The sequence below is a fragment of the Enemella evansiae genome (assembly GCF_004362375.1).
Lineage (GTDB): Bacteria > Actinomycetota > Actinomycetes > Propionibacteriales > Propionibacteriaceae > Enemella > Enemella evansiae.
The window spans coordinates 1,489,645-1,504,523 of sequence record NZ_SNXA01000008.1 but is presented as its reverse complement, the minus strand read 5'-3'; the positions used below and the strand labels follow the sequence as shown (position 1 = coordinate 1,504,523).

The 14,879-nt window shown below is 71.3% G+C and carries 12 protein-coding genes; all 12 read left to right on the top strand.

Annotated features, from left to right (window positions below):
* Positions 1-13 precede the first annotated feature (13 nt).
* The 12 genes from C8D81_RS07740 (at position 14) to C8D81_RS07685 (ending at position 14,849) form a co-directional block, all read left to right on the top strand.
* Positions 14-1,684 carry a UDP-N-acetylmuramoyl-L-alanyl-D-glutamate--2,6-diaminopimelate ligase gene (locus C8D81_RS07740; RefSeq protein WP_133625806.1) on the top strand — a complete coding sequence of 557 codons (1,671 nt, stop codon included), beginning with the start codon at positions 14-16 and terminating at the stop codon, positions 1,682-1,684.
* On the top strand, positions 1,684-3,183 hold the full coding sequence (locus C8D81_RS07735) for a UDP-N-acetylmuramoyl-tripeptide--D-alanyl-D-alanine ligase (protein ID WP_133625805.1): 1,500 nt from the start codon (positions 1,684-1,686) through the stop codon (positions 3,181-3,183). The genes C8D81_RS07740 and C8D81_RS07735 overlap by 1 nt, the downstream gene beginning before the upstream one ends.
* Positions 3,180-4,250 carry a phospho-N-acetylmuramoyl-pentapeptide-transferase gene (gene mraY / locus C8D81_RS07730; RefSeq protein ID WP_094361053.1) on the top strand — a complete coding sequence of 357 codons (1,071 nt, stop codon included), beginning with the start codon at positions 3,180-3,182 and terminating at the stop codon, positions 4,248-4,250. Before C8D81_RS07735 ends, mraY begins: the two co-directional genes overlap by 4 nt.
* Positions 4,232-5,755 (top strand): UDP-N-acetylmuramoyl-L-alanine--D-glutamate ligase, encoded by a 1,524-nt coding sequence (murD, locus tag C8D81_RS07725; protein WP_094405394.1) that lies wholly within the window; start codon positions 4,232-4,234, stop codon positions 5,753-5,755. Before mraY ends, murD begins: the two co-directional genes overlap by 19 nt.
* A gap of 11 nt (positions 5,756-5,766) precedes the next feature.
* A complete protein-coding gene (gene ftsW, locus C8D81_RS07720) occupies positions 5,767-7,098 on the top strand; it encodes a putative lipid II flippase FtsW (protein WP_229117810.1) in 1,332 nt (443 codons plus the stop codon).
* A 45-nt stretch (positions 7,099-7,143) separates the two neighbouring features.
* Positions 7,144-8,244, top strand: a complete 1,101-nt coding sequence (gene murG, locus C8D81_RS07715; protein WP_094361049.1) for an undecaprenyldiphospho-muramoylpentapeptide beta-N-acetylglucosaminyltransferase — start codon at positions 7,144-7,146, stop codon at positions 8,242-8,244.
* 12 nt (positions 8,245-8,256) lie between these two features.
* Positions 8,257-9,678: a UDP-N-acetylmuramate--L-alanine ligase gene (murC, locus tag C8D81_RS07710; protein ID WP_094405393.1), complete on the top strand. Its 1,422-nt coding sequence runs from the start codon at positions 8,257-8,259 to the stop codon at positions 9,676-9,678.
* The gene (locus tag C8D81_RS07705) at positions 9,662-10,381 is read left to right on the top strand and encodes a cell division protein FtsQ/DivIB (protein ID WP_094433126.1); all 720 of its coding nucleotides are present in this window, start codon (positions 9,662-9,664) and stop codon (positions 10,379-10,381) included. The genes murC and C8D81_RS07705 overlap by 17 nt, the downstream gene beginning before the upstream one ends.
* A 64-nt stretch (positions 10,382-10,445) precedes the next feature.
* Entirely contained in the window at positions 10,446-11,762 is a 1,317-nt protein-coding gene (locus tag C8D81_RS07700) for a cation:proton antiporter (protein ID WP_094433124.1), read from the top strand.
* Positions 11,763-11,934: 172 nt separating this feature from the next.
* Positions 11,935-13,293, top strand: a complete 1,359-nt coding sequence (ftsZ, locus tag C8D81_RS07695; protein ID WP_094425950.1) for a cell division protein FtsZ — start codon at positions 11,935-11,937, stop codon at positions 13,291-13,293.
* A gap of 4 nt (positions 13,294-13,297) precedes the next feature.
* The gene (locus tag C8D81_RS07690) at positions 13,298-14,068 is read left to right on the top strand and encodes a polyphenol oxidase family protein (protein WP_094405391.1); all 771 of its coding nucleotides are present in this window, start codon (positions 13,298-13,300) and stop codon (positions 14,066-14,068) included.
* 259 nt (positions 14,069-14,327) lie between these two features.
* The gene (locus C8D81_RS07685) at positions 14,328-14,849 is read left to right on the top strand and encodes a cell division protein SepF (RefSeq protein ID WP_094361037.1); all 522 of its coding nucleotides are present in this window, start codon (positions 14,328-14,330) and stop codon (positions 14,847-14,849) included.
* Positions 14,850-14,879 lie beyond the last annotated feature (30 nt).

Below are 14,879 nucleotides of genomic sequence, written 5' to 3'. Positions count from 1 at the left end.
TAGGTTCTCCCCGATGAGCGATCAGAGCCGTGGTGCGCGAGGCCTGCTCCGTCCCGCTCCGCACCCTGTCCCACTGGCCCGGCTGCTGCCGGGCCAGTCCGGTGTCCCCGCCGACGCGGGTGCGCCCGATCTCGAGCAGGTGCAGGTCAGCGGGGTGACCCTGGATTCGCGGATCGTCGCCCCCGGCGACCTCTATGTGGCCCTGCCCGGGGCCCGGGTGCATGGCGCCGATTTCGCCGCCGGTGCGGTGGCGGCCGGCGCGGTCGCGGTGCTCACCGATCCCACCGGCGCCGAACGGGCCGCGGTGCCCCCGGGCGTACCGGTGCTGGTCGTCGACGACCCCCGGCAGGCGATGGCGGCGCTGGCCGCCGAGGTCTACGGCCGCCCCGCCGAGGCGCTGCGCGGGTTCGCGGTGACCGGTACCAACGGCAAGACCACCACCACCCACTTCCTGGCCGCCGCACTGCACCGGCTCGGGCTGAGCGTCGGCACCATCGGCACCATCGGTTTCCGGCTCGACGACCAGCCGCTGGTCGGGCCCCGGACCACCGTCACCACCCCCGAATCGGTCGACCTGCAGGGCCTGCTCGGCCTGATGGTCGAGCGCGGCGCCGACGCGGTCGCGATGGAGGTGTCCTCGCACGCGCTGGCCCTGCACCGCACCGACGGGGTGCGCTTCGACGTGGCCGGCTTCACCAACCTGGGTCGGGACCATCTGGAGTTCCACCACACGATGGCCAACTACTTCGAGGCCAAGGCCCAGCTGTTCACCCCCGAGCACTGCGCCCGGGCCGCGATCGTCGTCGACGACGAATGGGGCGTACGCCTGGCCCGCCGGCTGGCCGAGCGCGGTGACGTGCCGTTCCGCACCGTCAGCTGGGACAACCACCCGGTTCCGGGCGGCCGGCCGCCGGTCGACTATCGGGTCACCAACGTCGACGGCAGCTGGATCGAGGTCCGTACGCCGACCGCCGAGTGGCGCTTCGAGTGTGCGCTGCCGGGCGACTTCAACGTCCGCAACGCGGTGCTGGCGCTGGCGATGATCGACCTGGCCAATCTTGATTCGTCCGACGCCAGGCTGGACGCGGCCACCGCCGCCGAGGCCTTCGCCGAGCTGGCGGTCCCCGGCCGGATGCAGCCGGTACGCCTCGGGGCGGGCGCCCCGCGGGCCTTCGTCGACTTCGCGCACACCCCGCAGGCCGTCGACGCGGTGCTCTCCGCGTTCGCCACCGAGCGCCGGGCCGGTGCCCGGGTGATCGCGGTGCTCGGCGCCGGTGGGGACCGCGATCCCAGCAAGCGCCGGCCGATGGGTGCGATCGCCGCGGCGACCGCCGACGTGCTGGTGGTCACCGACGACAACCCGCGGACCGAGGACCCGGCTGCGATCCGTGCCGAGGTGATCGCGGGCGCCGGGGAGACCGCGGCGGAGCCGGGGGCGACGGGGGAGCGGGCCGAGGTCGTCGACGGTGGCGACCGGCGGCAGGCGATCACCGCGGCCCTGCGGCTGGCCGGCCCCGACGACATCGTCGCGGTGCTCGGCAAGGGCCACGAACAGGGCCAGGAGAGCAACGGCACCACGGTGCCCTTCGACGATGCCACGGTGCTGGCCGAGGCCTGGGCAGGGCTGGCGGCCGGTGCCACTGGGCAACAGGAGCAGATGACATCCGGGGAGGAACGACGCTGATGGAACCGCTGACCCTGACCCGGCTCGCCGAGGTCACCGGTGGCCGACTGGCCGCCGGTGACCCCGCCGACGACCGGCAGGTCGGGCCCGATGTGGTCATCGACTCCCGCCGGGTCACCCCCGGTGCGCTGTTCGTGGCACTCGCCGGTGAGCACGTCGACGGCCACGACTACCTGGGCGCGGCCGCCGAGGCCGGCGCCGCGGCGTACCTGGTGCAGCGGATCCCCGACGGCCTGGACGACCGGATCACCGCGGCCTGCGTCGTGGTCGACGACCCGGTCGCCGCCCTCGGCCGGCTCGGCCGCTCGGTCATCGACGCGCTGCCCGAGCTCACGGTGATCGGCATCACCGGTTCCTCCGGCAAGACCTCCACCAAGGACCTGCTGGCCCAGCTGCTCGCCGACGCGGGCGAGACGGTGGCCCCCGAGGGCTCCTACAACAACGAGATCGGCGTACCGCTGACCGCCACCCGCGCCGGCGCCTCGACCCGCTTCCTGATCAGCGAGATGGGTGCCCGCGGCCGCGGCCACATCAGCTACCTCTGCGAGCTCACCCCGCCGACCATCGGGGTGGTGCTCAACGTCGGTCAGGCCCATGTCGGCGAGTTCGGCAGCCGGGACGCGATCGCGGTCGCCAAGGGGGAACTGGTCGAGGCACTGCCGAGCGACGGCTGGGCGGTGCTGAACGGCACCGATTCGAGGGTCTCCGCGATGGCCGAGCGGACCAGCGCCCGGGTGGCGCTGTTCTCCGCCGCCGGTCAACCCGACCAGCCCGCCGATCTGCTGGTCTGGGCCGACGAACCGGATGCCGACGACCTGGATCGCTATTCGTTCACCCTGGTTGTCGAGCGCAAGCGAGCTGTCGGTGCCGAGGCGCAGCGGCATGCAGTGGCGCTGCGCCTGGTCGGGCGGCACCAGGTCGCCAATGCGGTGGCCGCGGCCGCCGCCGCCATCGTCGCCGGACTCGATCCGGCCCAGGTGGCGACCGGCCTGTCGGCCGCGACCAGCCGATCCCGCTGGCGGATGGAGGTCAGCGAGCGCGGTGACGGGGTGGTGGTGCTCAACGACGCCTACAACGCCAACCCCGATTCGATGATGGCCGCCCTGGAGTCGCTGGCCGCGATGGTCCGCCGGCGCCGGCACCGGCCCGGGTTCGAGCAGGCGCGCGGTTGGGCGGTGCTCGGCGAGATGCTCGAACTCGGTGACACCGCCCGTGCCGAGCACGAGGCCGTCGGCCGAGCGGTCGGTCAGCTCGGCATCGATCATCTGGTCGCGCTCGGTGCCGACGCCGAGGCGATGGTGGATGCTGCCCGCGTGGCGGGTTGTCCCGATCCCGTGGTTGCGGGAGAGACTGGGGAGGCCATCGCGCGGGTTCGTCCCGAGCCCGGGGACCTGGTGCTGGTCAAGGCCTCCCGGCTGATGGCGCTGGAGCGCGTCGCCGAGGCGCTGCTCGCGGCCGATCCGACCGATGAGTCGGGCACGAGGGGAGCGACCGAGTGAAGACGATCCTGCTGGCGGCGACCGCCGCCATGGTCTTCACGCTGCTCGGCACCCGGGTCGCGATCGGCATCCTGGTCAAGCACGGCTACGGACAGTTCATCCGCGACGACGGCCCGACCGGTCACCACACCAAGCGCGGTACGCCCACCATGGGCGGCATCGTCATCATCATCGCCGTGGTGGCGGCGTACCTGCTCGCCCACCTGATCACCTGGCGGCCCCCGACGATGTCGGCGGTGCTGCTGCTCTATCTCTTCGTCGGGACCGGCGTCGTCGGCTTCCTCGACGACTGGACCAAGATCTCCAAGCAGCGCTCCCTCGGTCTGAACGCCAAGGCCAAACTGATCGGGCAGATCCTGGTCGCCGGCACCTTCGCGCTGCTCGCGTTCCAGTTCCCCAACGAGCGCGGGGTCACCCCGGCCAGTCCGGCGGTCTCCTTCCTGCGCGACATCCAGCCGCTCACCCTGGTGCTGCCGCTGGCGATCGTCTGGATCCTGCTGCTGATCGCCGGCGCCTCCAACGCGGTGAACCTGACCGATGGCCTGGACGGGCTCGCCACCGGCGCCTCGACGATGGTCTTCGGGGCGTACACGCTGATCAACCTGTGGCAGTACAACCAGTCCTGCGGTTCGCTGTCGACGGTGAACCCGCGCTGCTACGAGGTCCGCGACCCGCACGACCTGGCGGTGGTCGCCGCCGCTCTGGCCGGTGCCTGTTTCGGCTTCCTGTGGTGGAACACCAAACCGGCCAAGATCTTCATGGGCGACTCCGGTTCGCTCTCGCTCGGTGGCGCGCTGGCCGGGCTGGCGATCCTGACCCGCACCGAGCTGCTGCTGGCCATCCTCGGCGGCCTGTTCGTGATCATCACCTGCTCGGTGATCCTGCAGGTCGGATATTTCAAGGCCACCAAGGGAAAACGGCTGTTCAAGATGGCGCCACTGCAGCACCACTTCGAGCTGATGGGCTGGGGTGAGTCGACGATCGTGGTCCGGTTCTGGATCGTCTGCGGCATCTGCGTCACCCTCGGCCTGGGCATCTTCTACACCGAATGGGTGGCCGGACTGTGAGCGACATCGGCGCACCGCGCCCGAGGTTGTACGCCGAGGCCGTCCGCGGCCGCTCGGTGCTGGTGGCCGGCCTCGGCCGCTCCGGGATGGCCGCGGCCGACGGGCTGCTGGAGTGCGACGCGCGGGTGCTGGTCGTCGACGACTCCGACACCGAGGCGAACCGCGAGAAGGCCCAGATCCTGCGCACCCTGGGCGCCGAGGTGCGCCTCGGTGCGGGTTCGACCGCCGAACTGCCCGAGGGCATCGAGCTGGTCGTCGCCTCCCCGGGGCTGCGCCCGAGCACCCCGCTGCTCGCCGCCGCCGAGGCCGCCGGCGTACCGATCTGGTCGGAGATCGAACTCGCCTGGCAGGTCTCCGCCGCACCGCTGCCGGCGCCGGAGCGGACCCCCTGGCTGGCGGTCACCGGCACCAACGGCAAGACCACCACCGTCGAGATGTGCGCGGCGATGCTGACCGCCGCCGGGAACCGGGTCGCGCTGGTCGGCAACGTCGGCCGGCCGGTGATGGAGGCGCTGCTCGACACCGACGTCCGCTACGACGTCTTCGTGGTGGAGCTCTCCAGCTTCCAGCTGCACTACAGCCACAGCCTGCAACTGCACTCGGCGGCGGTGCTGAACCTGGCGCCCGACCACCTCGAATGGCATGCCTCCCTCGAGGAGTACGCCGCGGACAAGGCCTCCATCTACCAGCGGGTCACCCACTCCTGCGTCTACAACGTCGACGATCCGGTCACCGAACGGATGGTCGAGGAGGCCGACGTCACCGAGGGTGCCCGCGCGATCGGCTTCACCCTGGGCACCCCGGGGATGTCGATGCTCGGCGTCGTCGACGACCTGCTGGTGGACCGGGCCTTCATCGAACAGCGCAAGACCTCCGCACTCGAGCTGGCCGAGGTCGGCGAGGTGCAGCCGAACGCGCCGCACAACATCGCCAACGCGCTCGCCGCCGCCGCCCTGGCCCGCAGCTTCGGCGTACCGGCCACCGCCGTCCGTGACGGGCTGCGCGCCCTGGAACTCGGCGGGCACCGGATCCAGACCGTCGCCACCGGCGACGGGGTCACCTGGGTCGACGACTCCAAGGCCACCAACCCGGCCGCCGCCGCCACCTCGATGCTCGCCTTCGACCCGATCGTCTGGATCGCCGGCGGGCAGGCCAAGGGCACCTCCTTCGACGAACTGCTGCCGCGGGTGGCCGATCGGTTGCGCGGTGCGGTGCTGCTCGGGGTGGACCGGGAACTGGTCCGCGACGCACTTTCCAGACACGCCCCCGATGTCCCCGTGATCGTCATCGACAACCCCGAGACTGGGGCGATGACGGAGGCGGTCGCTGCGGCGGCGGAGCTGGCCGGACCGGGGGACACGGTGCTGCTCGCACCGGGGTGCGCCAGCCTGGACATGTTCCGCTCCTACGGGGCCCGTGGTGATGCCTTCGCCGACGCGGTCCGGGCCCACCTCGGCGACGACCCCGACCGCAGCACCGAAGACGACGAGCCCGACCAGCACTGAGGAGGCAGCAGGTGGCGGTCCTTCCTTCCCCGGGATCCGAACGCTGGCCCAGCACCGCGTCGAAGCAGCACGCCTCGAAACGCGGCGGTGCGGACCGTGCCGGTGCGACCGCGCGCGGCGCCCGGTCCGCCTCCACCTCGTTCTCCTCGCTGGTGAAGGGTCTGTTGAACACCCCGTTGGCCAGCTTCTATCTGGTGCTGGTCTCCGCCGGGCTGCTGATCGGGCTCGGGGTGATGATGGTGCTGTCGGCCTCCAGCGTCTACGCCTACATGAACCTGAACGGCGACTCCTACTACTTCGTGAAGCGCCAGTCGGTCTTCCTGGTGGCCGGGGTGATCGCCGCCTTCGTGCTGGCCCGGGCCCGGCTGCGGACCCTGCGGCTGCTCGCCTGGATCGGGCTGGGGGTCGCCTTCGTGCTGCTGATCCTCACCTACACCCCCCTCGGTGTCACCGTGAACGGCAACGCGAACTGGGTCCGGCTCGGCTCCAGCTATCTGCAGCTGCAGCCCTCGGAGTTCGCGAAGCTGGCGATGATCATGTGGGGCGCGGATGTGCTGGCCCGCAAGAAGAAGCTGCTGGACCAGCCCCGGCACCTGCTGGTGCCGTTCCTGCCGGCGTCGATGCTGCTGGTGCTGCTGGTCGTCTTCCAGGGCGACATGGGCACTGCGGTGATCATGATGGGCATCATCGGCGGCATCCTGTGGATCATCGGTACGCCGATGCGGCTGCTCGGGCTGATGTTCGCCCTGGTCGTGACCGCGGTCGCCGCGCTGACCATCACCCAACCGAGCCGGATGCGCCGCTTCCTCGGCTTCCTCAACCCCACCGACGGCATCGACGGGGTGAACATGCAGGCCACGGTCGGGCAGTACGCGCTCGCCACCGGCGGCTGGTGGGGGGTCGGGCTGGGCGCCTCCCGGCAGAAGTGGGGATCGCTGCCCGAGGCGCACACCGACTACATCTTCGCGGTGATCGGCGAGGAGCTGGGGCTGTTCGGTGCGCTGACCGTGCTCGCGCTGTTCCTGATCCTCGGCTATGCCGGGATCCGGATCGCGTTGCGCAGCGACCACCTCTTCTATCGGATCGCGGCCTCGGGGGTGACGATCTGGTTCCTGTTCCAGGGCCTGGTCAACCTGTGCGTGGTGCTGCGGCTGCTGCCGGTGCTGGGTGTGCCGCTGCCGATGCTCTCGTATGGTGGGTCTGCGCTGCTGGCCAACCTGCTGGCGCTGGGGGTGCTGATCAACTGTGCCCGCAACGAGCCCGAGGCGCGACAGCTGCTGGCGGCCCGCCGGCGGCGACCTCAGCCGAAGATGACAACGGTGGTCGGCAGCCGCCGCGGCTGAAGCAGTCCGAGAAGTCGAGCAGGACCGAGCAGAGAGTAGGACCTGATGGTCAACGTCGTTCTCGCCGGTGGCGGTACCGCCGGCCACACCAGCCCGCTGATCGCCACCGCGGAGGCGCTGCGTTCCGCGGCGCCCGATGCCGGGCTGTCCGCGATCGGTACGCCCAAGGGCCTGGAGTCGCGGGTGGTGCCGGCCGCCGGGCTGGAGCTGGATCTGATCCCGCCGGTGCCGCTGCCGCGCAAGCCCTCGGCCGATCTGCTGCTGGTCGCGCCGCGGCTGGCCAAGGCGATCTCGGCGGCCAAGGAGGTGCTGGTGCGGCGGCGGGCCGAGGTGCTGGTCGGCTTCGGCGGTTATGTCGCGATGCCGGCGTACCTGGCCGCCAAGCAGCTCAAGCTGCCGATCGTGGTGCACGAGCAGAACTCGGTACCGGGGCTGGCCAACAAGATCGCCGCCAAGCTGACCGGCGAGGTCTACACCGCCTACCCGGAGACCGGTCTGGCCGATGGCACCTTCATCGGGCTGCCGCTGCGCACCGAGATCACCTCGCTGGACCGTTCGGGCGAGCACGACGCCGCCGCCAAGCACTTCGACCTGGACCCCGGCAAGCCGGTGTTCCTGGTCAGCGGTGGATCCCAGGGCGCCAAGTCGCTCAACGAGGCCGTGCTGAAGGCGTACCCGAAGCTGCTCGCCCGCGGGATCCAGGTGCTGCACGTGCTGGGCCGCAAGAACTTCACCGACGAGATGATGTCGCACACCGATGAGGAGACCGGCGCGGTGTACCGGCCCGTCGCCTACGTCGAGCACATGGAGCAGGCCTACGCCGCCGCCGACCTGATGCTGGGCCGCGCCGGCGCCGGCACCGTCGTCGAGACCGCGGTCGTCGGGCTGCCGAGCATCCTGGTGCCGCTGCCGCACGGCAACGGTGAACAGGCCCGCAACGCCGAGGCCGTGGTGACCGCCGGGGCCGCCCAGCTGCTCGAGGACTCCGCGCTCACCCCGGACTGGCTGTTGTCGGTGGTGCCGGAGCTGATCAACGATTCCGACGCGCTGGCGCGGATGAGCCGGGCCGGGCGCGACCTGATGCCGGCCAATGCCGCCGAGGTGCTCGCCAGCCGGGTGCTGGCCGTGTCGTCGCTGCGCGGCTGAGGCGGTCCGCGGATGAGCAGTGTCTTCGGCGCCCTGGTGCCACCGGTCGAACTGGTCGCCCCCGACCGGCTCGGGCCGGTGCACTTCATCGCCATCGGCGGTGCGGGGATGTCCGGGATCGCGGCCCTGTACGCCGAGCTCGGCGTACCGGTCTCCGGCTCGGACCAGGCCGCCTCGCCGGCGCTGGAGATGCTCGCCGAACGCGGGGTCCGGGTGCATGTCGGGCACGCCGCCGACCAGCTGGGTGATGCCGGGACCGTCGTGGTCTCCTCGGCGATCGCGGCGGACAATCCGGAACTGGCGGCCGCCCGGGAGCGCGGGCTGCGGATCTGGCACCGCTCCGCGGCGCTCGCTGCGTTGATGCTCGGCCGGCCGGGGATCGCGGTCGGCGGCACGCACGGCAAGACCACCACCTCGGCGATGGTGGCGCATCTGCTCAACGGGCTGGGCGAGCAGCCCGGATACGTGGTCGGCGCCCCGCTCGCCGACGGCCCGGCCTCCGCCCTCGGCGCGCCCGGGGCACCGTTCGTGGTCGAGGCCGACGAGTCCGACGGATCCTTCCTGCAGTACCCGGCCGAGGTCGCGGTGGTGACCAACATCGAGGCCGACCATCTCGACAACTGGGGCACCCCGCAGGCGTACGCCGACGGTTTCGGCGAGTTCGTCGGCCGGGCCCGGGTGGCCGGGTTGAACGCCGACGATCCCGGTACGATCGCGATCTTCGGTGCCCGGGCCGACGGCTTCGGTGCCGCGCCGGGGGCCGGGTTGCGGATCGGGTCGGTGTCGGCCGCCGGTTTCGGCAGCACCGCCGAGATCTCGCTGGGCCAGGACCGTGCCACGCTGCGGCTGCAGGTCCCCGGGGCGCACAACGTGCACAATGCCGCGGCCGCACTCTGGTCGGTCCGGGCCACCCTGGGGGAGCGCTTCGATCTGGCCCGTGCCTGCGCGGTGCTCGGCGACTTCCGCGGCACCCATCGGCGGTTCTCGCCGGTCGGCGAGGCCGGCGGCGTCCGGGTCTTCGACGACTACGCCCACCATCCGACCGAGCTGGTCGCCACCCTGTCCGCGGCGCGCGCCGGCCTCGCGGGGACCGGGGGCCGGCTGATCGCCTGCTTCCAGCCGCACCTGTTCTCCCGGACCCGGGATTTCGCCGCGGAGTTCGGCCGGGCGCTCGCGCTCGCCGACGAGACGGTGCTGATGGAGATCTATCCGGCCCGCGAGCGGGCCGAGGACTTTCCCGGGGTGACCAGTGAGCTGCTCGTCGAGCACGCCCGCGCCGCCGGTGGTTCGGTACGCCTGGTCACCGACCGGGCGGCGGTGCCGGGAGCGGTGGCCGAGCTGGCCCGCCCCGGCGATGTGGTGCTGATCCTGGGTGCCGGTGATGTCACCCGTATCGCCCCGGAGGTGGTGACCGCAGTTGAGCAGCGTCGGTGACCTGAACCGGATGCGCCGGGGGCGGCGCCTGAAGGATCGGCGCCGCCGACTGCTGGTCTCGGGGATCGCGGCGCTGGTGGTGCTCCTGCTGCTGGTCGCCGGTTGGCTGGTGCTGCTGTCCCCGGTGCTGGCGTTGAAGCAGGTCGTGGTGAGCGGCACCTCGCTGCTCACCGCCGAGGAGGTGACCGCGACCGCCGCCGCGCCGATGGGCCGGCCGCTGGCCCGGGTCGCCGAGCAGCCGATCGCCGACCGGGTGGCGACCCTCCCGCAGGTGCAGCAGGTGCGGGTGGTCCGCTCCTGGCCGACGAGCCTGAAGATCGAGGTCACCGAGCGGCAACCGGCATTCGTCATCAACCGCGGCGGCCGCTGGCTGCTGGTGGATGAGGAGGGGATCGCGTTCGTCAGCCTGACCGAACGCCCGGAGAAGCTGATCGAGGTGCGGACCGAGCTGGTCCAGCCGGAGGCGCTGCGGCAGGTGGCGCAGGTGACCGGTGCGATGCCGGAGGATCTCGCCGGCCAGGTGGAACGGGTCGAGGTGCCCGGCCCGGACTCGATCAAGGTCGGGCTGCGCGGTGGCCGGGAGATCTTCTACGGCAGCGGCGCGGACGCCGAGCTGAAGGGCCAGGTCGCCGGTGCCCTGGTCCGGGCGACGAAGGCGAAGTGGATCGATGTGAGCGCCCCCGGTCACCCGGCGACCCGCTGAGGCGTACCGGGGTGTGCTTGGACACATTTCGGTTGACCCCCCGCGATCCGGTAAATAAGTCGACGTGTCGGCTGATTTCGTCTATCTGGTCCTCGGTGTCGCCCTGCTGCTGGCGGTGGTGCTGCCACTCGCCCTGTCCCGGTACGCGCTGTCGGCGCCACTGATCCTGGTGGTCGTCGGTGCGGTGATCGGCCTGCTGCCGTTCGACAAGTACGGGATCGACCCGATCTCCCAGCAGGGCTTCACCGAGCACCTCACCGAACTCACCGTGATCGTCGCGCTGATGGGCGTCGGGTTGGCGCTGGACCGCCCGCTGAGTCTGCTGCGGCCGAGCACCTGGCGCGGCTGGTCGCTGGCCTGGCGGTTGCTGCTGATCGCGATGCCGCTGAGCATCGCCGGGGTGGCGCTGCTCGGCTGGTGGGTGATGGGCCTGGCGCCCGCGGCGGCGCTGCTGCTCGGGGCCGCGCTGGCGCCCACCGACCCGGTGCTCGCCTCCGACGTGCAGGTCGGCGGGCCCTCGGTGGGGGAGAACAACGAGGAGATCGAGGAATCCGACCACGTCCGGTTCGCCCTCACCTCCGAGGCCGGGCTGAATGACGGCCTGGCGTTCCCGTTCGTCTACGCCGCGATCCTGATGGCCGGGTCCGGACCGGTCACCGAGTGGGCCTGGAAATGGGTCGGCTTCTATGTGATCGCCAAGATCGTCATCGGCGTACTGATCGGTGTCGCGGCCGGCTGGCTGCTCGGCAAGATCGCCTTCCGCTCCCGGCGGGAGTCGCTTGCGGTCGCCCAGCGCGGTGAACCGCTGCTGGCACTGGCGCTGATGCTGGCCTCCTACGGCGCCGCCGAACTCGCCCAGGGCTACGGCTTCCTGGCCGTCTTCGCGGCCGCGATGACGCTGCGCTCGATGGAACGCAGCCACCACTACCACGAGCAGATGCACTCGATGATCGAGCGGTTGGAGCAGATCTTCACCCTGATGGTGCTGCTGCTGCTCGGTATCGCACTCACCAACGGGTTGCTGGCGAACCTCAGCTGGCAGGGGATGCTGGTGGCGCTCGCCCTGGTCTTCGTGATCCGCCCGCTGGCCGGCTGGCTCGCGCTGCGGCTGTTCGCCGGACGGGAACCGATCCATGGGCCCGAACGGTGGGCGATCGCGATCTTCGGCGTCCGCGGGGTGGGCTCGGTCTACTACCTGGCGTACGCCGAGGGGCAGGCCCTGTTCCCGCAGCTGGGTGCGCTGTGGTCGACGATGGCGTTCGCGATCATCACCTCGGTGGTCGTGCACGGCATCTTCGCGACACCGGTGATGAAGCGGCTGGAGCGGTTCCGGGAGGCCCGCGTACCCGAGCTCGACACCTCAGGCTCAAGTAGAAGTTGAGACCAACACGCCCCATCCGGCCCATTTGTTGCCTCCGCTCTGAGCGGACACATAGCCTGTCTCGGAGCCGGAGTCGGAGCCGTGGCATCCCCCGAAGTGATCGCTGGATCATCGACGGGTCGACGGACTCGGCACAACCTGTCCGAACCCAGGAGAAAGAGGCGGAACCTCCGTGGTCAATCCATCCCAGAACTACCTCGCGGTCATCAAGGTCGTCGGTGTCGGAGGCGGTGGCGTCAACGCCGTCAACCGGATGATCGAGACCGGCCTGCGCGGGGTCGAGTTCATCGCGGTGAACACCGACGCCCAGGCCCTCCTGATGAGCGATGCCGACGTCAAGCTCGACATCGGCCGTGACCTGACCCGCGGGCTGGGCGCCGGCGCCGATCCGGACAAGGGCCGGCAGGCTGCCGAGGACCACTCCGAGGAGATCGAGGAGGTGCTCAAGGGCGCCGACATGGTCTTCGTCACCGCCGGTGAGGGTGGTGGCACCGGTACCGGTGGCGCCCCGGTCGTCGCCCGGATCGCCCGCTCGCTGGGGGCGCTGACCATCGGTGTGGTCACCCGGCCGTTCGGCTTCGAGGGCAAGCGCCGCTCGGTGCAGGCCGATACCGGGATCAACGCCCTCCGCGAGGAGGTCGACACCCTGATCGTGATCCCCAACGACAAGCTGCTGCAGATGACCGACCACCAGGTCGCCATCCTGGACGCCTTCAAGCAGGCCGACCAGGTGCTGATGCAGGGTGTCTCCGGCATCACCGACCTGATCACCACCCCGGGCCTGATCAACCTCGACTTCGCCGATGTGAAGTCGGTGATGTCGAACGCCGGGTCGGCGCTGATGGGTATCGGCTCCGCCCGCGGTGAGGACCGGGCCCGGGCGGCCGCCGAGATGGCGGTGTCCAGCCCGCTGCTGGAGGCCTCCATCGACGGCGCCCAGGGTGTGCTGCTGGCGATCGCCGGTGGTTCGGACATGGGCCTGTTCGAGGTGTCCAGTGCGGCCAACCTGATCCAGACCGCCGCCCACGACGACGCCAACATCATCTTCGGCACCGTGATCGACGACGCCCTCGGCGACGAGGTGCGGGTCACCGTGATCGCCGCCGGGTTCGCCGGTGGCGAGCCGCCGCGCCGCCAGCCCGGGGTCTCCTCCCGACAGGGCCAGGCTGGCCGCGAGCAGCAGCAGGAACGGCAGCCGGCCCCCCAGGCCTCGCACTCGCCGTTCGGGGTGGGCGACCGCAGCCAGGGCCAGACCCACCGTGCCGGGCAGGGCCTGCAGGGCCAGTCCCCGGCGGCGCCGCAGCCGCAGCAGGGCCAGTCCCAGCAGGGTCAGTCCCAGCAGGGTCAGTCCCCGCAGCAGGGTCAGCCGGCCCAGGGTGGCTATGGCCAGCAGCAGGGCCAGGGCGGTTACGGCGCGCAGCCGGGCGCCGGTCAGGGCACCGGCGGCAGCCAGCGCACCACCGCGCCCGGACCGCTCTCCGGCCAGCCGGACGACGGCGACGACCTGGATGTCCCCGACTTCCTGAAGTGACCGGGTGTTCAGCCACCTGCAGCACGCCGACCCCGCCACCGGCGGGGTCGGTGTCGCATTCACCGACCGGTTCGGCGGGGTCACCCCGGGCCCGATGGGATCGCTGAATCTCGGGCGTACCGATGTCGACGCGGTCGATCACGTGACCGAGAACTTCGAGCGGGTACGCCGGGCGCTCGGCGTGCGTGCGGTGGTCACCAGCAGCCAGGTGCACGGCACCGCGGTGGACGAGGTGGGCGCCGATCGGCTCGCCGACTGGGGGCCGGCGAGCCCGCTGGGCAGTTCCGCCGGGGGCCCGTCGCTGCCGACCGCCGACGCCCAGCTGACCAGCGAGCGCCGGGTCGCGCTCTGCATCCGGGTCGCCGACTGCGTACCGGTGCTCTTCGCCGATCCCGTCGCGGGCCTGGTCGGGGCCGCGCATGCCGGCCGGGTGGGGCTGGCCGACGGGGTGCTCCCGGCCACCGTCGCCGCGCTGCGCGAGCGGGGGGCGGGGGAGTTGACCGCCTGGATCGGCCCGCACATCTGCGGCGGCTGCTACGAGGTACCGGTCGAGCTGCAGGCGAGCGTGGCCGAGGTGCTGCCCGGCGCGGCCTGCCGGACCGACTGGGGTACCCCCGGGCTTGACCTCGGCGGCGCGGCCGAGAAGCAACTCGTCGACCTGGGCTGCACCGTCCAACGACTCGACCCCTGCACGCGGACCACCGACTCCCTGCACTCCCACCGCCGCGACGGCGCCGCCGCCGGCCGACTCGCCGGCCTCATCTGGCTCGGGTAATACCCTCGTCGAGTAGAACCCCTACCATTCTGATCCGGTCGGGGCATCGTCCTTCGGTCCGAGCATGGTGTGCCATGCCCCAACCGAACTCCCATGCCCCGAGCACGGAACGTGGCTCAGGCACGGGGTGGGTGATGGTGCGCTGCGCGCGAGCCGACAAAGACGCGCGTGTCGGGCGTACACGAGAAGTCGGCGCGGGTAGGCTCGACTCCGTAGGTCCGAGCGGGGAAATTCCCCGAGATCGCGGGAGGCGGAATCGATGGCCGGAAGTAGACTGCGGGGCGCAGCCGAGTGGCTCGGCCTCACCACGTCCGAGCGGTACGACCGCTCGTATGACTACGACTCCGACGTCGAGCTCACCGAGAACGTCGATACCGATGTCGACGACGAGGTGGAGGACTCGGCGAGCGTGCACGACCTGCAGCATCGCCGCAGCGCGCAGACCCGGGTGGTCGAGCCGCAGCAGCGCAGCGCCGCCCCGGCGGCGCGCCCGCGGACGGCGGACATCTCGCGGATCATCACCGTGCACCCGCGCACCTACAACGAGGCGCGCACCATAGGGGAGCACTTCCGCGACGGTGTCCCGGTGATCATGAACCTCTCCGAGATGGAGGACGCCGACGCCAAGCGACTGGTCGACTTCGCGGCCGGGCTGATCTTTGGTCTGCGTGGCACCATTGAGCGTGTCACCAGCAAGGTGTTCCTGCTGTCCCCGCAGAACGTGAACGTGACCGCGGAGGACAAGGAACGCATCGCCGGCGGGTTCTTCAACCAGAGCTGACCCCCGGCCCGACCCAGCCAGGAGCGGTTC

Bases quoted from the DNA above. Each gene is read 5' to 3' on its own strand.
- murG (WP_094361049.1), top strand. From the start codon at position 7,144: ATGGTCAACGTCGTTCTCGCCGGTGGCGGTACCGCCGGCCACACCAGC.
- murC (WP_094405393.1), top strand. From the start codon at position 8,257: ATGAGCAGTGTCTTCGGCGCCCTGGTGCCACCGGTCGAACTGGTCGCC.
- C8D81_RS07735 (WP_133625805.1), top strand. From the start codon at position 1,684: ATGGAACCGCTGACCCTGACCCGGCTCGCCGAGGTCACCGGTGGCCGA.
- C8D81_RS07685 (WP_094361037.1), top strand. From the start codon at position 14,328: ATGGCCGGAAGTAGACTGCGGGGCGCAGCCGAGTGGCTCGGCCTCACC.
- C8D81_RS07740 (WP_133625806.1), top strand. From the start codon at position 14: ATGAGCGATCAGAGCCGTGGTGCGCGAGGCCTGCTCCGTCCCGCTCCG.
- murD (WP_094405394.1), top strand. From the start codon at position 4,232: ATGGGTGGCCGGACTGTGAGCGACATCGGCGCACCGCGCCCGAGGTTG.